Annotated in this window: 9 protein-coding genes; 5 read left to right on the top strand and 4 right to left on the bottom strand. The window is 62.2% G+C overall.

Annotated elements, in window-relative coordinates; all coding sequences use genetic code 11:
• Positions 1-10 precede the first annotated feature (10 nt).
• Both JTF07_RS04080 and JTF07_RS04075 read right to left on the bottom strand, forming a co-directional pair.
• Positions 11-10,591 (bottom strand): non-ribosomal peptide synthetase, encoded by a 10,581-nt coding sequence (locus JTF07_RS04080; RefSeq protein ID WP_204233008.1) that lies wholly within the window; start codon positions 10,589-10,591, stop codon positions 11-13.
• 56 nt (positions 10,592-10,647) lie between these two features.
• Positions 10,648-10,872: a hypothetical protein gene (locus JTF07_RS04075; protein WP_009884246.1), complete on the bottom strand. Its 225-nt coding sequence runs from the start codon at positions 10,870-10,872 to the stop codon at positions 10,648-10,650.
• Between the two features lie 187 nt (positions 10,873-11,059).
• On the opposite strand from JTF07_RS04075, the gene JTF07_RS04070 reads away from it, so the two are divergent.
• Both JTF07_RS04070 and JTF07_RS04065 read left to right on the top strand, forming a co-directional pair.
• Positions 11,060-11,419, top strand: coding sequence for a hypothetical protein (locus JTF07_RS04070; RefSeq protein ID WP_009884245.1), 360 nt, complete (start codon positions 11,060-11,062; stop codon positions 11,417-11,419).
• Between the two features lie 60 nt (positions 11,420-11,479).
• Positions 11,480-13,636, top strand: coding sequence for an MMPL family transporter (locus JTF07_RS04065; protein WP_204233007.1), 2,157 nt, complete (start codon positions 11,480-11,482; stop codon positions 13,634-13,636).
• An 83-nt stretch (positions 13,637-13,719) separates the two neighbouring features.
• Here JTF07_RS04065 and JTF07_RS04060 read toward each other — a convergent pair whose 3' ends face one another.
• Positions 13,720-14,259, bottom strand: coding sequence for a MarR family winged helix-turn-helix transcriptional regulator (locus tag JTF07_RS04060; protein WP_353843866.1), 540 nt, complete (start codon positions 14,257-14,259; stop codon positions 13,720-13,722).
• A gap of 118 nt (positions 14,260-14,377) precedes the next feature.
• A complete protein-coding gene (locus JTF07_RS04055) occupies positions 14,378-14,851 on the bottom strand; it encodes a DUF2505 family protein (protein ID WP_204233006.1) in 474 nt (157 codons plus the stop codon).
• A 134-nt stretch (positions 14,852-14,985) separates the two neighbouring features.
• On the opposite strand from JTF07_RS04055, the gene JTF07_RS04050 reads away from it, so the two are divergent.
• The 3 genes from JTF07_RS04050 (at position 14,986) to JTF07_RS04040 (ending at position 18,568) form a co-directional block, all read left to right on the top strand.
• The gene (locus tag JTF07_RS04050) at positions 14,986-16,479 is read left to right on the top strand and encodes a DUF2867 domain-containing protein (RefSeq protein WP_204233005.1); all 1,494 of its coding nucleotides are present in this window, start codon (positions 14,986-14,988) and stop codon (positions 16,477-16,479) included.
• 144 nt (positions 16,480-16,623) lie between these two features.
• Positions 16,624-16,983, top strand: coding sequence for a hypothetical protein (locus JTF07_RS04045; protein ID WP_204233004.1), 360 nt, complete (start codon positions 16,624-16,626; stop codon positions 16,981-16,983).
• 76 nt (positions 16,984-17,059) lie between these two features.
• Positions 17,060-18,568, top strand: a complete 1,509-nt coding sequence (locus JTF07_RS04040; protein WP_204233003.1) for an SDR family oxidoreductase — start codon at positions 17,060-17,062, stop codon at positions 18,566-18,568.
• The last annotated feature ends 150 nt before the right edge of the window (positions 18,569-18,718 follow it).

The raw sequence follows: 18,718 nt of genomic DNA, 5'->3' as shown, positions 1-18,718 counted from the left end.
GATATAACGCTTACGTCTGTGGTTCGGCGTCATCGTCCAAGTGGATTGCCATTACGGGAAGAATTTCTCGAAGGGCAGGCATTGTGAGCATGTCTGCGTGTCGTGCCGGGACTTCGGTGACGTGGATGTGACCAGTGACATATGGCCGCCATGATTCGGCAGCGGGGGTGCCGGGCGGAACATCCTGGGTGGCTGTGAAGACCACGACATCGCCGACGAATCTCTCCGCTGGAGCTTCCCGGATCAGTCGAGACATGGTGAAGAACCCGTCGGTCATCGCCTTCATGGTCTCAGTCGACACGTTGCCCAGCGGATCGTCGAGTTCGCGCAGCAGCTCCAAAACCCGTTCGTCGTCGAGGTCTTCCATACCGACCCGAACGCCAGGATGATTGGCGCCGAGGTAGTCGGCCCACAGCTCCGGACCCACGACCATTTCGTTGGCAGCTTGACCGTCGGGGAAGGCGTCGAGGATCCCGAGGAAGGCAACGTCCTCACCGAGCTCTTGCAGCCGCGCGGCCAGGCGGTGCGCCAGAATGCCGCCGAAGGACCAACCCAGCAGGTGATACGGACCCTCCGGCTGCACCGACCTCATCTGCGCGATGTAATCGTCGGCGAGCTCGATCAGCGTGTGAGCAGTGATCTGCTCCGGATCCTCCGGTGCCAGTCCCGGCATCTGCAGGCCGATCAGCGGACGCTGTGTATCCAGGCCGTGGAGCATCGTTGCGAAGCCCCAACTGATGCCGGTGGCCGGATGCACCGTGAAGAGAGGAGCCTTTGTGCCCGTCGTACGCAGCGGAAGCAGACGCTGCAGGCTGTCCCTGACCGAATCAGCGGTCTCCTGGCCAGCTTCGTCCACCAACTGCTCGACTGTCGGCGAGCGGAAGAGGGACTGGACCGAGAGCTCGGCACCGAGGGCCTCGTTGACGGCTGCGATGAGCGGTCGGGCGAGGAAGGAGTGGCCGCCGAGTTCGAAGAACGACTCGTCGATCCCGACGCGGGGCAGTGAGAGCACCTCGGCGAAGATGGCGGCCACGGTCTCCTGACGTGGCGTGCGAGGTGCCGAACGCGACCCGAGCTCTGTCTGTGATGGGTCGGGAAGGGCTGCCTCATCGATCTTGCCGTGCGCAGTCAGTGGGACCTCGTCGATGACGACGATCCGCGGCGGGACCATATAGCTCGGCACCATCGACCGCACATGTCGCCGAGCCTCATCGGCGAGGTCTGCACGCTCCTCTCCCGCCCCCGGGGCTTTGGTCCCATCCGCAACGACATAGCCGACCAGCGCCATGGTGGCGGCATCAGCACCGAATGGCCTCACGAGTGCGTCCTTGACGTTCGGGGCCGAGCGCAGCGCGCGTTCGACCTCGCCGAGTTCGACCCGGAACCCGCGGAGTTGGATCTGGTTGTCGCTGCGCCCCAGGAAGCCGAGGTCGCCGTGGTGATGACGAACAACGAGGTCCCCGGTCCGGTACATGCGTTCACCGGGCTCACCGTAGGGATCACTGACGAAGCGTTCGGCGCTCAGTCCGCTGCGGCCTCGGTATCCGTGTGCCAACTGGCGCCCGGCGAGATAGAGCTCTCCAGTCGTTCCGGCTGGCACATGGTGGAGTCGTTCGTCGAGCACATAGCCGCGCATGTGCTGCAGCGCCGAGCCGAGAACCGGAGTCGCGGAGGCGGCGACGGGCCCGGCAAAGGCGTCGACAGTGGTTTCGGTGGGGCCGTAGAGGTTGTAGGCGCTGATGCCCGGGCGTTCGCGCAGCCACCCCCAGAGGTCCTCATCGATCGCCTCACCGCCGAGGGCGAGAGTCACAGGGTCGTCTGCCTTGGCCGCTTGGTCGATCAGTTCCAGGAAGTCCGGTTCTGTTCTGAGCTGACGCAGGTAGCTGGGGGTGGTCTCCCAGAACCCGATACGCAGATCGCGGAGCAGGTGTGCCAGCTGCTGTGGGTCGCGCTGGACCAGTGTGGAGGTGATGTGGATGCGGTGTCCGACCATCATCCACAGCAGGGGGTCCCATGCGGCGTCGAAGCCGATACCGGTGGTGTGAGCCACCGTGACCTGCTCGGCACCGGTGGCCGGGGTCGGCAGATAGGTGGCGCGGTGGGAGGCGAGCAGGTTCGCCAGCGCATCGTGGCCGACTTCAACGCCCTTAGGCCGTCCAGTCGAGCCCGAAGTGAAGGTCACATAGGCCGTCGGATCGAGTTGTCCCCTCGGAGGCATCTGTTCCGGTGCCGCAGCCACCGAGACCGGCCACGGCCAGGTCGATCGGGCATCGTCGACTGTGCCGTCGAGGGCCGAGATCTCGACGATGGGCGGGGTGATCCCGGCCTCGGCGAGGACAGGTGCCAGCTCCTCCGCGGTTCCTGTTTCGGCCAAGACGATGCTCGGTGTCGCATCGGCCAAGATCGCAGTCGTGCGACCTGCGGGGTAGTCGATGTCGATCGGGTTGTAGGCAGCACCGGACTTGAGAACGGCCAGGGTGGCGACGATGATGCCTACGCTGCGGCTCAGCCGCACGGACACCGTCGACCCGGGCCCGGCACCGGACCTGACGAGTTCGCGGGCCAGCAGATCGGAGGCTTCGTCGAGTTCCCTGAACGTCAGCGAGGTGTCGGCTGATTCCACCGCGGTGGAATCGGGCAGCTGGCGCACAGTGGTGGCGAAGACATCGAGGACCATCGGAAGAGAACCCGAGGGGACCGGGCCGGCGAGTTGGTTGTTCGCGTGAGTGACCTCTGCAGTCTCGAGGAGGCAGATGTCGGAGATCGACCTCTCGGGCTTCTGCACGAGTTCGGCGACGAACCTGGACAGATTCTCACACATGTCGCTGATCGTCGCGGTCTCGAACATCGAGGAGTTGTAGTCGAGCACGACGTCCAGACCGGCTTCGGGAGTCGACCTGCCTGAGGCGGCCCTGCGGAAAGTGAAGGAGAGGTCGAACTTCGCGTCTCCGGTCTCGACCTCCGGTTCGATGCTCGTGTCGACTCCCGGGAGGTCGAGGAGGGGAGAGGCCGTATTCTCCAGGGAGAGCATGGTCTGGAACAGAGGATGGCGGCCCAGCACCCGGGGCGGATTGATGGCTTCGACCAGCCGCTCGAATGGTACGTCGTCAAGTTCCAGTGCGTCGATGACCGCGGTTCGGGTGCGCGCAAGCAGGGTGTGGAAATCCGGTTGGGAGGAGACATCGGTGCGGATCGGGACGGTGTTGACGAAGAGCCCGACCATGTCCTCGAGCTCTGGGTCCGAACGTCCGGCGCTCGGCGAGCCGATGACGACGTCCTCACTGCCGCCGATTCTGCTGAGGAACCCGGCGAGCACTGCGTGCAGTGCCATGAACAGGCTGGCCCCCGCCTTGGCGGCGATGGCGGTCAGTCGTTGCGTCGTGCGGTCGTCGAGGCGGAAGTGATGGTGATGGCCGGCTTGACGGGCGGTATGCGGACGAGGATGGTCCGAGGGCAGCGGCGTTTCGGACGGAATGCCCGCCAAGCGCTCGGTCCACAATTGGGTTCTGTGGTCCAGGAGCGGACGATCCTCACCGACAAGAGTCTGCGTTTCACGCACATGACGCTGCCACAGAGCAAAGTCAGCGTACTGGACGTCGAGCTTTCGTCGCATCGGTTGGGCGGATCCGCGCAGTGCGGCATAGGCGGTCGCCAGGTCCTGAGTCAGTGGGCCCAAGGACGCTCCGTCGGTGGCGATATGGTGCATGACGAGATGAAGGACCCATTGGCCTCCTTCGGCGAAGAGGACAGCCCGCAGGGGCAGGTCGGTGCTGAGGTCGAATCCTCGGGCGGCTTCCCGGGCCATTTCCTCTGTGGTCGCGGCCGGCGACGGGGTGGTGCGGCGATCGAGGATGCCGTGTCCGGCCTCTGGCGGCAGGATGTGCTGGACAGGTCTGCCATCGATGGTCGGATAGATGGTACGCAGGATCTCGTGCCGAGTGATGACCTCATTGAGAGCCTGGGCGAGGATATCCGGGTCCAGGTCTCCCTCAAAACGAGCCGCGAGAGAGATGGTGTAGTCGGAGGCCCTGGTGTCGAGCTGATTGAGGAAGTGCATTCTCGCCTGCCCGAAAGACAAGGGGATCGCGTGAGGGCGAACACTCTGGGAAGAGCGTTTCCACTCGGACAGGCGCAGCCCCGAGGTGGCACCGGGGTCAGCGGTGGGCACCTCTTCGGTGCGTGCTGACCGGCCTTCATCCAGTCCGGTCGGCAGGCTGCGGGACGAGCCATCGAGGCGGCCCAGCAGGGCCGCGGGAGTGGGAGCATCGAATATCGTTCGCAGCGGAAGATCGGCGTCGAATGCCTCACGGATGTGACCGATGAGCGAGACGGCGAGCAGCGAATGACCGCCCAGCTCGAAGAAGTCGTCGTCGAGTCCGATGTGCTCGGCCTCGAGCACGAGCGAGAACTGCTCACACATGGTGCGTTCGTCCGGAGTCTGGGCGGCGCGGGAGGACCGGCCCCCCGTCAGGTTCGGAACCGGCAGACGACTGCGGTCGAGTTTGCCGTGAGATGTCAGCGGAATCGAGTCGACTGAGATGAGCACGCGGGGGACCATCGGTGCCGGAAGCCAGCGGGCGAGGTGGTCGCGGATGGCGCTCTCCTCGACGTCGCCGGCATAGTAGCCGACGAGTCGTGCCGATTGCGGGTCCTGCGGGTTGTCGACTACGGCCGCAGCCTGGTCGACGCCCGGGCAGGCGGTCAGCGCATTTTCGACGTCTCCGAGCTCGATCCGGTATCCGCGCAGCTTGATCTGGTCGTCGTCACGGGAGATGAAGTCGAGGCGTCCGTCCGAGGTTCGACGGACCAGGTCACCTGTCCGGTACATGCGCTCGCCGTCGCCGTGTGGGTTCGCGACGAACCGCACCGAGGTCTCTGCCATGCGGTTGACATAGCCGGTGGCGATTCCGTCTCCTGCGAGATAGAGCTCGCCGACGACGCCGTGGGCAACTTCGCGAAGATGCTGGTCCAGGACCAGAGCCTGAACGTTCCTGACCGGATGCCCGATCGTGGTGTGCTCTCCTTCGATCGTCGCTGTGACGGAGTCGACGGTGAATTCGGTGGGCCCGTAGAAGTTATAGGCTCGCGCACCTGTGTGCTGGGCCAGTTCACGCCACAGGTCATCAGGCACGGGTTCTCCGCCGAGAGCGATCGTCAGCACACGGGCCTTGCGGTGCTGTGTCTCGCCACGGCCGTCGGCGTGATCGACGCGATCAGCGTCGTGTTCGTGGGCTTCGACTCGGTCAAGGAGACCGGAGGCGATCAGCTGACGCACAAATGAAGGTGTGGTCTCGAGCGCATCGATCTGCTGCTCACGACAGAATTCCACGAGCGCCTCGGCATCTCGGCGCACATCCTCGTCGACGATGTGCAGGCTCGCTCCGGCCACGAGCCAGAGCACCGGGTCCCAGGCGGCGTCGAAACCCAGACCGGCGGTGTGTGCGACTCTGATCGACTCTTCACCCAGGCCTGCCTCGGCGAAGATCGTCTCCCGGTGGTGAGCCAGGAGATTGGCCAGCCCGAGATGGGGCACAGCGACGCCCTTGGGTGTTCCGGTGGACCCGGACGTGTACATCTCATAGGCGCGGTCATCGAGATTCGGACGATAGTCGTCTCCGCGAGCGAATGCCGGGTCGGCATGCAGATCCGCGGTGGAGATGGCTGTGCCCGCTCGCACCGGCACGTCGGGGGAGTCGATGACGACGGCGACGGGGTCGCTCACGTCGAGGATCAGCCGGATCCGTTCCTGCGGGTAGCTGAGGTCGATGGGAACGGCGATGGCTCCGATGCTCAGCACCGCCAATGGCACGATGATGGCATCGGCGGATCGTGGCAGAGCGATCGCGACCCGCTGACCGGGATCTATACCTCGGCGGCTGAGCGCGCGGCCGTAGCGGTGCACGCGGTCCCCGAGTTCAGCAAAGCTCAGTTCGGTGTCCTCGGCTACGAGTGCGGTCCGCTCGGGGTGACGGTTGACAGTGGTGTCGAGCGAGTCGATGATCGTCGTCTCGACTCGCTCGCGATCGGCTCCGCGGCTCTCCTGGCGAATTGTGTCGAGCTCTGCGTGGCTGAGTACCTCGACGTCTGCGAGAAGACGGTTCGGTTCGGTGGCGAACTGTTCGAGCACGGCGACGAACCTGGCGGCGATCCCGCGGGCAGTGGAGTCGTCGAAGAGTGCGGAGTCGAATTCCAAGGAGCCGCTGATCCCGGCCGCCTCACCACGGCGTTCGGCCAGATCGAGGAGCAGGTCGAACTTCGCCTCCGAGACCTGCGGGCCGGAGTCCGGCTCGACGTTGAGGTCGCCCATGTCGATATCGACAGGCTCCGTGTTCTGCAGTGTCAGCATCACCTGGAACAGGGGGTGAAGACCTTCAGAACGCGGTGGGTCGAGCTCGTCGACGACGCGCTCAAACGGGGCATCCTGATTGGCGTAGGCCGCGAGGTTGGATCCGCGGACTCGGTCGATGACGTCGGCAGCACTCGGATTGCCCGAGGTGTCGGTGCGCAGGACGAGCGTATTGACGAAGAACCCGACGAGTTCGTCGAGCTTTGTCTCGGTTCTGCCTGCGACTGGGGTGCCGATGGGGATGTCACTGCCCGCACCGAGCTTGTCCAGCAGGACGGCGAATGCCGCCTGCAGCACCATGAACAGGCTGGCGTTGCGCTCGAAGGAGAGTCTGCGCAGCCCGGCATGGACCGTGGGACCGATGTCGACCGGAATCGCACGGGAGACAGATCCTGAGTTCGCAGCACTTCTGGTCCGATCAGCGGGAAGGCGCAGCTGCGAGGGTGCGTCGGCCAGCGTGTCCTTCCAAAATGCCAGTTGGTGCGAGAGCGCACTGTTCGGATCCTCCTCGGTTCCGAGGGTCTCTCGCTGCCACAGGGCGTAGTCGGCGTACTGCACAGGAAGAGGGGGAAAGGCCGGGGCCCGACCCTGCCCGCGAGCGCGATAGGCGGTGGAGAGGTCTCTGGCCAGGGGGCCGAGTGACCAGCCATCAGCGGCGATGTGGTGCAGAGTCAGCATCAGCACATGATCATCCTCGCTGAGCCTGATGAGGAGGGCCCTGATCGGAAGTTCCATGGAGACGTCGAATCCTCGGGTGGCCTCAGCTTCCACGGTGTGGTGGACGAGCCCTTCACTGACGCCGACCGTGGACATAGCGATGCGGGCGTTGGCCGGGTTGAGAATGACCTGCTCGGGCTGCCCAGCCGTCCAGGGGAAGACGGTGCGCAGGCTCTCATGCCGCACGATGACGTCATTGATGGCCGATTGCAGTGCATTGGCGTCGAGTCGTCCGCGCATGCGCAGAGTCAGCGGAATGTTGTACGCCGCGGAGCTTGTATCGAACTGGTTGATGAACCACAGACGAGCCTGGGCATATGAGAGTGGTACCTGGGTGGGTCGGTCTGCGGCGACGAGCTCATGACCGGCATCGTCGGTGGTGGCCTTCGGGTCGAAGCGGGCGCTGAGCTCGCGGACCGTGGGGTGTTGGAATACCTCGCGCAGGGCGGGTGCGGTGGCGAAGCTCGTGCGCAGGTTGGCGACCAATTGGGTGGCGAGCAGCGAGTGTCCGCCGAGTTCGAAGAAGTCATCGTCGATGCCGACGGAGTCGATGCCCAACACGTCGCTGAAGGCCTCGGCCACGATCCGTTCTTGGGAGTCTCTCGGCGCTTCGGATTCGGAACGTGCCGATTCCGGTTCGGGGAGGGCCTGGCGGTCGAGTTTGCCGTTGACTGTGAGTGGAATGCTCTCAATCTGCATGATGAACGAGGGAACCATGTAGTCCGGGACACGGGTCTTCATACTGCGGCGCACCTCGGCGGTATCGAGCTGCGAAGGAGAGGTGACGAAACCGAGCAGCTGAGCATAGCCGGCCTGGTTCTGCCTGAGTTCGACGATGGCCGAACTGATCCTGGGATCAGACTGCAGGGCGAGTTCCACCTCAGAGAGTTCGACTCGGTAGCCGCGCAGTTTGATCTGCTCATCGGCGCGGCCCAGAAACTCGATGCCGCCGTTCAGGGGCCGGCGGACGATGTCTCCGGTACGGTACATCCTCGAACCATCGTCGGCGAACGGGTCGGCAACGAAGCGCTCAGATGTCGTACCGGGACGGTCCACATAGCCGCGCGCCAGGTTGAGCCCTGCGATGTAGAGCTCTCCGGTGGCCTGTTCGGGCACAGGGGCCAGCCGGGAATCGAGGACGTAGTGCCGAGTGTTCGTGACGGACTGGCCGAGGATCGGCGACGTGTCGGCAGCGATGGTTGCGGTCAGACTGTCGACGGTGGTCTCTGCCGGTCCGTACAGGTTGTAGGCGGTCATTCCTTCACGCGCGGCCAGCTGTTTCCAGAGTCCGCTGTCGACTGCTTCTCCGCCCAACGCGACGACGCTGGGGTGGCCGTCCGCGCCGAAGCTGCTATGAGCCAGCAGAGCCTTGATGAACGAGGGCGTCGTCTCGATGGAGTCGATGCCATGGGTGGTGAAGTAGGCCGTCAGGGCCTCTGGGTCGCGGCGGGTGAGCGAGTCGATGAGGTGGAGTTCATGCCCGGCGAAGAGCCACAGCAGCGGGTCCCATGCGGCGTCGAATGAGATCCCTGCGGTGTGTGCCACCCGCAGCCCGCGACCGAGGCGTTCCGCGGCTGGATCGAAGATGGTCTCCTGGTGGCTGAGGAAGAGATTGAGCAGCGACTGATGTTCGACGCCGATGCCCTTGGGCCGGCCGGTCGACCCGGACGTGAAGATCACATAGGCGAGGTCGTCGGGGGCCGGAGTGGCCCCCGGCGCCGTCTGCGAGGTCCTGGACGACAGTGCAGCGGCGAGCTCGTCCGAATCCAGGTCGATGACAGGTCGGTCTGTGAGAATCGTGGTCTCTCCGTCAGGGCCGGGCACGCTTGAGGAGTTGAGTACGAGGGCCGGGGCCGCGTCGGCGACCATTGCTTCGATTCGGGCCGCCGGATGATCGGGATCGAGGGGAACGAATGCAGCTCCCGCCTTGAGGACCCCGAGCACAGCGACCGGCATCGCCGTGGTCCGTCCGATGCGTGCGGCGACGCGTGTGCCTGGGCCGGCGCCCTGCTGGCGAAGATGGCCGGCCAATTGTGTCGAACGGCGATCGAGTTCGCAGAAGCTGAGATGCCCGTCATCGGCGACGACAGCGGAGGCGAAGGGGGTCTGATGCGCGTGGCTGACGAATTCGTCGACCACGGTGTGGTGGGGGATGTCCTGGATTCGGCCCTGTCCGCCGGCGATGACCTCGTCTGCTTCGCTGTCGTCGAGCAGAGACAATCCGCCCAGAGGCTGAGCGTGACCGGGTTCCAACTGAGCGTGACCGGGATCCAGCTGGGCGAGGACGGAGAGGAAGCGTCCGAGGTGATCGGCGAGGCTCTCCTGGGAGTAGAGCTCGGCATTGGCCTCCAGCCGAACGATCGCAGTTCGTGAGTCCCTGCCGGAGGAGTTCTGGTCCGCGCCCAGGCCGTGGACGATGATCGACAGATCATCGACGGGCCCCGTGGACAGAAGATGAAGGGAGGCCTGAGCCTGACCGAAGCTGATGTCATCGACGGCAGGGAAGATGTTGACCGAGGGCCCGATGTAGCTCGTGTCGGTATCGAGTTCCTGATATTGGAATCGTTGGTGGATGAGTGTCGAGCGCAGGGCGGAACCCGTGCTCTCAAGGAGTTCGGGGAAGGTGGTCTCGGGTGCAGTGGTCAGCTGCAGCGGCAGGATCTTCGACATCATCGACGGCACTGATTTGGCCAGTGCGCTGCGCCGGGCCGTCACCGGCAGGCCCACGGAGACGGTCTTCCGACCTGTCATCCTGTGCAGATAGGTCGCAGCCGCTGCGAGGATGAACGTCGGTGCCGACTGGGCACTCGCCAATTGCCTGGCCAGCTCCGGGGGTATGTCGGCGTTGGCTGTGACCAGCTGTTTCGCCGAGGCAGGCGGACGTCCCGCCAAGCCCGTGGCGGTCTCCGACTCGGCGATGGTCTGTGACCAGAAGTCGGCATCCGTGCGGAAACGCTGTGACGCCCGGTAGTCCGCCTCCTCGGCCACCAGGGCCTCCAGGCTGCCGAAGGGCGAATCCGATGGCTGTGCGGCAGGATCAGCCAGCTCGCCGTACAGCTGCGACTCGCGTCGCAGGATGAGCACGGCAGAGTAGCCGTCGACGAGGAGGTGGTGGGCTCGCTGGTAGAAGATCCAATGGTCCTCGCCGAGGTGGAACAGCTCAGACCTGAGCAGCTCACCGGTCTCGGTATCGTGAACGGTGGCGAGGTCGGCTTCCATGAGGGCCTGGGCCTTTGCCATGGATTCGTCGACCGACCCGCCTCGCAGATCATGGAAGTGTAGGTGACTGCGAGGCGAGCCGTGCTTTTGGAAGACTCCCTGCTCGTCTTCGCCGAAGACGACGTTGAGCGAATCGGCCTCGGCTACGGTGGTGCCGACGGCACGTCGCATGACATCGACGTCCAGAGGCCCGAGAATTTCAACGTACAGCCCGATCTGGAATGTCGGGTTGTCGGGTTCGATCTTCTGGGCATACCAGATGCCTCTTTGTGCGGACGTGAGTTCGATGCGGGGGGAGTCTTCAGTCATTGTGTCTTTCGAACGCGAGAGTGTGATGCGGTCTTGCTGAAACGGCAGAAGGACGGTTACTGGAACTGTCCGATGTTGATCGAGCCGATGAGGTTCATCAGATCTCCGAGATCGATGAGCGGTCCTTCGATCAGTGAGCTGGAGGTGTCTGCAGAATCTGTCTGTGGTGATTCAGCTGCCGAAGCTGCGCCGGGGGCGGCGAAGACTCCGACCATCACGGCGAGAGCTGCGATTGCGGCACCGCCGATGGTCCGAAGACCTGTGCGTTTGAGGCTCAACATTGTCCCTGTCCTTTCCTGACACGGCGTGCAGATCATCTGCACCGGGCAAGCAGAACTGGTTCGGAGGGTTCGTGCGTTTGGATTGACGATTCGCGAAATTTCTCGGAATCCTCAGACTGACAGCTGCTGAGAGCCGCGTTGACGCGCACGCTTCACGCCTGACCGAAAGCAAAGCATAATAGAACGTATGAACGAATATCAGCGACCGGAATGGCTCAGTCGGTACCAGGACTTCAAGTCGCTGTGCTCAGACGTTTCGGGGGAGTACATCCGCTTCTACCTCACCACGGGCTGCGAGCAGATCAGCTATACGCATTCCCAGAACACCGAGGGGCTGCCGAACTATTCGTGCCGCCTCACGGCGGAAGACGGTACGGTGCTGCTGTTGCCGCTCGACGACTGGCGCCACCGGATGGAAGAGGTGCCTGGCCTGGTGCGCACCTGGTTGGGCGAGCATTCGGACCTCAAGGGCTGCAAGCCTTCCAAGTCCCACTATCAGGGCGACAGATACTGGTTCGAGCAGTGGCAGCTGGCGAATCCCTGGTGACGAAGCGATGCCTCCCTCGAGCACTTGTCGTTTAAGTACACCAGGTGAAATACTAGCCATATGAAAGAAAAGTTGCGGTCTTCGCGTCATCCACGACAGGGCGTGCGCATCCTCGTCCCTGCCGTGCTCATCCTCGTCTGGTTGTCGGTTTTCGGATTTGGTGGTATGAGCTTCGGATCGATCGACGAAGTCGCGAACGATGATCGATCATCGTTCCTGCCCTCGAGCGCAGAATCGACGAAGGTCCAAAACGAAATCGCGAAGTTCACCGGATCTGATGCAATCCCCGCGATCATCGTCGCTGAACGCCCAGGAGGACTCACGGACGCCGACCGAGATGGACTCGATAGCCTCGCCGATCAATCGTCCGAAGTCGTTTCCGGTGCGCAGTCCTCGCCGGTCATCTCCTCAGAGGACAAGGAAGCAGCGGAACTCATCGTTTCGATTCCCTCCGACGCTGAGATCGGCGATGTTGTCACCCAGTTAGAGGAAGAAGCCGGGCAGGAGCTCTCCGACCTCGATTTCTGGGTCAGTGGTCCCGCAGGTTTTACGGCCGATCTGGAGGAGGCCTTCGGTGGGATTGACGGAATCCTGCTCCTCGTCGCCCTCGGTGTCGTCTTCGTCATTCTCGTCATCGTCTACCGATCACCACTGTTGCCGATTCTTGTCCTCATCAGCTCGCTCACGGCTCTCTGCGCAGCGGTGCTCATCAATGTCGCTTTGGCTCGTGAAGGGATCGTGACGCTCAATGGGCAGGTGCAAGGCATCCTCTTCATCCTGGTCATTGGTGCCGCTACCGATTACTCACTGCTCTTCATCGCCCGCTATCGAGAAGAGCTGCGGGAAAGCTCAACCCCTTTCCTCGCCGTGTGGAAGGCGGCACGCGGCGTACTCGAACCCATTCTGGCTTCTGGAGGCACCGTCATTGCGGGGCTCTTGTGCCTTCTCCTGTCCGACCTCGGATCCAACTCTGCACTGGGGCCGGTTGCCGCTGTGGGAATTGCTTGCGCCATGCTCGCCACGTTGACTTTCCTCCCGGCGCTGCTCACCGCCTTCGGGCGAGTGGCGTTCTGGCCGCGGGGACCCAAATACGGAACCGAACACCCTGTGCTCACCGGCCCGGATGCCACGGGGCTCTGGCCGAGGGTGGGTCGTTTCGTCGCCAATGGCCCCCGTCGGGTTGTCGCCGGGGTCACTTTGGTCCTCGTCATCGGGTGCGCAGGCCTGGCATTACTCGATGCCAATGGAGTACCTCAGAGCGAGTTTGTTCTCGGTGACAGTCAGGCGCGCGATGGCCAGGCTGTCATTGATCGTCACTTCTCCGGAGGCTCGGGTAATCCCGCTTATGTCCTTGCACCCAGTGACGAGCGGCAAGAGGTCGCTGAGGCAATTTCGTCGACAGACGGTATCGACAATCTCTCTCTGGTCGCCCAGGATTCTTCGTCTGGCACGACGCCTATTGACGCCGATGGCCAGGCGAGTAATAGTTCACAGTCGGGGCCTCCAGCAGCAGAACCGACGGAGATCAGCGGTGAGATCATGTTCTCCCTGACTCTGTCCGCTCCTGCCGACTCACTCGAAGCTGAAGGCGCCGTCGAGGACCTGCGGGACAATTTGTCCTCGACCCAGGCACTGGTTGGTGGCAGCACAGCTGTTGATCTCGATACGAACAATACGTCGTCACGAGACAGAGCGGTGATCATACCCATCGTTCTTGTTGTCATCACCATCATGCTCGCACTCTTACTGAGGTCACTGGTCGCCCCGGTAGTGCTGTTGGCGACGACGGTCGTGAGCTTCGGCACGGCTTTGGGAGTCAGCGCTCTCATCTTCCGCCTGATCGGGCAGCCGCAATCAGATCCTTCGGTACCGCTCTACGCATTCGTCTTCCTCGTGGCGTTGGGAATCGACTACAACATCTTCCTGATGACTCGGGTTCGCGAAGAGACCTTCACTCACGGAACCAGGGAAGGTACTCTTCGGGGGTTGTCGGTGACCGGGGGAGTGATCACAAGTGCAGGAATCGTGCTCGCTGCGACCTTCATGGCCCTGCTCGTCATTCCCATTCAATTCCTCCTCCAATTGTCGATCATCGTCTCGCTGGGCGTCCTGCTCGATGCATTGATCGTGCGGACGCTGTTGGTGCCGGCGCTGTCGCTGTGGATTGGGGATCGTCTATGGTGGCCGTCTCGCCTGGCCAAGCCCAGCAAACACTGAGCAGAAATTCGAGCGATCAGCATGTGCGATGGAGGGTAGTGTCGGTGAAGGTCGATTCTCCCGTCCATCGCGACGGCTGCGGTTCAGTCTGATGCAGAGGAAGTGAGGTCATTCCTGGTCTCACGCAGGAAACGGATGACCACTTCACGTTCGGCGGACGTCAACCGAGCTGCGGCATGGAAGCGTCTGGACTGTTGACGTCCAACAGTTTCGATCGCCACAGCATAGGTCTTAGGTGTGATGCTGATCGCTTGAGCTCGACGGTCACTCGGGTGAGGCGCTCGAGTGAGGTGGTGTCCGTGTTCCAAACGATCAAGTAGTTTCGTAGTTGCAGAGGCGGAGATGCCTAGATGCTCTGCGATACCTCCGGGCGTACCGATAGCATCTCGGTGCTGGCAGACGATGAGGTAATGGATGGCCTTCATGTCTGTGGCATTGAGCTTCATGTATCGTTGAGCGGCCTCTGACATGGCTTCTTCTGCTTCGCGCAGCTGTCCGAAAGCGGACATGAGTTCGCCGATTTGAGCAACAGCTTCAGGTGACATGTTCGATCGGTCGATGAGCTTCTGCTGTGGGTCGCTCGAGTCAACGTCGTAGACTGCCGACTTCTCGATGTTCGACACCGCTCACCTCACTGTTGTCTCTTGTCTTTATTATCGTCGGGCCGTGTGGGCTCGCCGTGGATCGACTTCACCTAGTCTAGACACTGGGATTGGGTGACACCGAGTGAACGTCAGGACGCTAGACATCCGCAAGTCGGTCGAGGCTCGCAGTGATCATATCCTCGACATGAGGGTGAGCCCCGGACTCGATCACCCTGCCGACGAGTGGGAGCGAACAGGCGGTCTCGATCACCGCTTGAACGTCAGTGAAGCCATCGTCCTGTCGGAGCAACGTGATCTCTACTTTGACGTCGAGCGGCACCCCAGGGAACTCTGCGTCGATATTCAAATTGGCAGCCGCCGCCGTCTCTGCAGCAGGGGCGGATCGCATGTGCTGGATGACTCTGGCATCGGAACCCAGAAATCTCTGTGCTGAAGTCGGCATCTGATTGCCGGACAGAGGCATTGATGCAGTCAGACTGAGCCCCTCGGCGCGGCTCGAGTGGATCGATACAGTCGCTTCGTCCGCACGCGACGTCTGTTCATCGGCGATTCGGTCGAGAATCTCTGCCGGCCACATCGTCGTTCGGCGTTTCAGAGTCGCACGTTGCATGAAGACAAGTATTTCATAGTGCAGGATCGCCCAGCCGTGCCGACCTCCGATGTCAATTTCAGCCGATCGCCTCGATCAGCAATCCACTGTGCGCTCAGAAGGAATCATCGGAACGAGGGGATTACACTCGCAGTATGATCCAGACAGCGCAGCACCCACGACGGGTTCTGGTTCTTGGAGCAACCGGTTATGTTGGTGGCCGTTTGGTTCCAAGGCTCATACAGGCCGGTCATGCAGTCAGCGTCGCCGCACGCTCTCCCGAAAAGCTCGCCGTGGTGCCGTGGTCGACCGAAGTCACGATCTTCAAGGTCGATCTCGACGATGGTGAAGGTCTAGTCGAAGCGATGTCAGGTGTCGACGTTGTCTTCTACCTGGTTCATTCAATGAATTCCGGAATTGTCTTCGAGTCTCGTGAAACACGCTGTGCCTTGCGTGTCGCTTCCGCTGCGGAATTCGCCCACGTCAATCGAATCATCTATCTCGGAGGACTCCACCCCGACTCTGACGACCTGTCCGTGCATATGCGCTCACGAGCGAATGTTGGACAGGTATTCCTCGACTCTCCCGTCGACGCGTTCGTGCTCCAAGCCGGGATCATCATAGGGTCAGGCTCCGCGTCATTCGAGATGATTCGACATTTGGCAACAGAGCTGCGCTGGATGCCTGCACCTAACTGGGTTTCGAACCGGGTTGAGCCCATCGCAATCGGTGATGTCCTCTACTATTTGGTTTCAGCGGTCGCAGTAACAAGTCGTGTGAACAGATCCTTTGACATCGGTTCAGGTGACGTTCTCACCTACGCCGAGGTGATGAAATTGTTCAGTCGAATCGCGGGCCTCAAGTCGCGGCATGTGTTCAAGCTGCCGCTTCCTGCACCCGCTCTGTCGGGGCTTTGGGTGGGGCTGGTCACTCCTCTTCCATTCAAGCTCACGCTGCCGCTCGTGCAGTCTCTGCAAGAAGACGCGGTTGCCAACGACCACGCCATTGACTCCGTCATTCCCGCTCCCGCTGCTGGCCTGCTTACCTACGAACAAGCCGTCGAACTGGCCCTCTGCCGGGCCGGGGAGACGAAAGGGGCAATCGGTGCAAACTGGGACGTCGATACCGGTGATCTGAGCGGGGCCGCTGATTCGCTGCCCAGTGATCCCCACTGGGCGGGGAATCAATTGGTCGAAGATGATCGTACCTTTGTCTTTCGCGATCTTCGTGCCGAGCAGTTGTGGAAGATCATTGCCAGAATCGGTGACGATCACAGGCGGTATTCACGGCCACCGTCATCGAAGCTGAGAGATCTGGCGGACGGCTTTTTCGGTGGTACCGGTCCGAACCGTGATCCCCGCCTTCCGGCTGATTTGGGGGTAGCCGATTCCCTTGCCTGTTGGACGATTGTGGAGATGGAACCAGCGTCCCGAATGCTGCTGCGTGCAGAAATGGAAGTCTCGGGCGACATCTGGCTCGAGTTCACGATGACTGACCAGCCAGACGGTTGCTCGTTTCGACAGCGAGCCATGTTCAATCCATCGGGGGTTCGAGGCAGAATCTATTGGGCGGCTGTCTCGTCGTTGCGTCGGAAAGTCTTCCCTCACATGGCGAAGAACATCGCGAAGGCGGCGAGAAGGTTCACATGACTGGCGCCGTTTCTCGCTGCCTTGAGAAACTGTTTCACGGGCTGGAAGCAACCCTATTTCGGCGGGATCGTCGACATCTTGGTAGCAGCGAGTATTCCACAATCGGATTCACAAACACCGCACAGCGGAAGCATAATAGAACGCATGAGCGAATATCACCGACCGGAATGGCTCTCGCAGTATCAGGATTTCAAGTCGCTGTGCTCAGTTGTCTGCGGTGAGTTCATTCGCTTCTACCGCACGACTGGCTGCGATCAGATCAGTTATACGCATTCGCAGAACACCGACGGGCTGCCTAATTACTCGTGTCGGCTCCCCGCAAAGGACGGCGCCGTGCTCCTTCTTGCGCTCGATGACTGGCGGGATCAGATGGAGGAGGTGCCCGGTCTGGTGCGCACCTGGCTGGGGGAGCATTCGGCACTCAAGGGCTTCAAGCCCTCCAAGTCTCACTGCCAGGGGGATCGCTACTGGTTTGAGAAGTGGCAGGAGGCGAACCCGTGGTGATGGATGCGCACGGTGGATTTCCATCCGCTATGGCATGATTGCTGCTCAGAGCTTGATGACTCCTAAGGACTGACGCATGGCACAATCCCATCCTGAAACCATCGTTCCTTCCCCACATCCTCGAACTGTTCTCGTGCTTGGGGCCACCGGTTACATCGGGGGACGACTCGTTCCTCGCCTGCTCCAGGCCGGTCACCATGTTCGTGTCGCAGTGAGATCACCACAGAAGCTCGAGCAGGTGCCGTGGGTGGATCAGGTCGACGTCCATCGTGTTGATCTTGACGACGGGGACGGCCTCGTCGAGGCCGCCACCGGAGTCGAGGTCATCCATCATCTTGTTCATTCGATGGGCTCAGGGCAGGATTTCGAACAGAAGGAGGCTGCGACGGCCCGGCGGGTCGCCGAGGCGGCCGAGGCAGCCGGGGTTCGACGCATCGTCTACCTCGGCGGGCTCCATCCTGACAAGGCGGACCTGTCCATGCACATGCGCTCTCGCGCCCAAGTCGGACGCATTCTCATCGACTCGCAGGTCCCCACCATCGCGTTCCAGGCGGGCATTATCATCGGATCGGGATCGGCTTCCTTTGAGATGGTGCGTCACCTCGCTATGACGCTGCGGCTGATGCCGGCGCCGAGGTGGGTCACCAACCGGGTCGAACCGCTAGCCGTCCGTGATGTGCTCTACTACCTCCTCAGCGCCGTCGATGTCGACGACGATGTCAATCGCGCATTCGACATCGGATCGCACGACGTCCTCGAGTACGCCGAGATCATGAAGACCTTCGCTGGGATCGCCGGTCTCAAACCCCGGCACGTGCTCGCTCTGCCGCTGCCTGCGCCGACACTGTCGGGCATCTGGGTCGGTCTCGTCACTCCACTGCCATTCACGCTGACCCTGCCGCTCGTCCAATCGTTGCAGGAGGACGCTGTGACCGCCGACCGCGATGTCGACGAAGTCATCCCTCCGCCGCCCGAGGGTCTGCTCAACTTTGAGCAGTCCGTGCGGCTGGCGCTGCTGCGTGAGGCCGAAGGGGCCGTCGACACCAATTGGGACGCCGACACCGGAGGGCTTGCCCAGGCGGCGAAGCCCTTGCCCAATGACCCCGAATGGGCAGGAGAGCGCGTTTTCACCGATGATCGGACATTGCACTTCCCTGATCTGACTCCCGAACAGCTTTGGCCGGTTGTCGAAGGCATTGGTGGGAAAAATGGCTGGTACTCGTGGCCGTTGGCGTGGCGGGTACGGGGAGTGTGGGACAAGATCGTCGGCGGCGCCGGCCTCAATCGAGGGCGGCGACTTCCAGATCGTCTTCGAGTCGGAGACCCTGTCGACTGGTGGCGAGTCGAGGAGCTTGAGCCGGGGCATCGACTGCTGCTGAGAGCGGAAATGCGAGTATCTGGTAGGGCGTGGCTCGAATTCACCACAAGCAGGGCCGGCCGTGGCAGCGACTTGAGGCAAAGAGCAATCTTCATACCCAGGGGCATTCGCGGCCAGCTGTACTGGGGGTTCGTCTCGCCGTTCCACCGATTCATATTTCCGGCCATGGCGAAGAACATCGCCCGAGCGGCGAAGAAATCTCGGTGAAATTGAGCCCATCCGAGTAATCGTTAGCTAAGCTAGCAGTTATGTTCCCTCGAGGCAGATGCCGCACATCCCCCTTCGGCAGCGGGGGCGCGACTTTACACGGTCGCACCACCGCAGCTGCCGGACCGCGGACTGAAGCGGGAGAGAGGC

Source organism: Brevibacterium sp. RIT 803 (assembly GCF_016892625.1).
GTDB lineage: Bacteria > Actinomycetota > Actinomycetes > Actinomycetales > Brevibacteriaceae > Brevibacterium.
The sequence above is the reverse complement of the archived record's forward strand: the minus strand, read 5'-3'. Positions and strand labels throughout refer to the sequence as shown.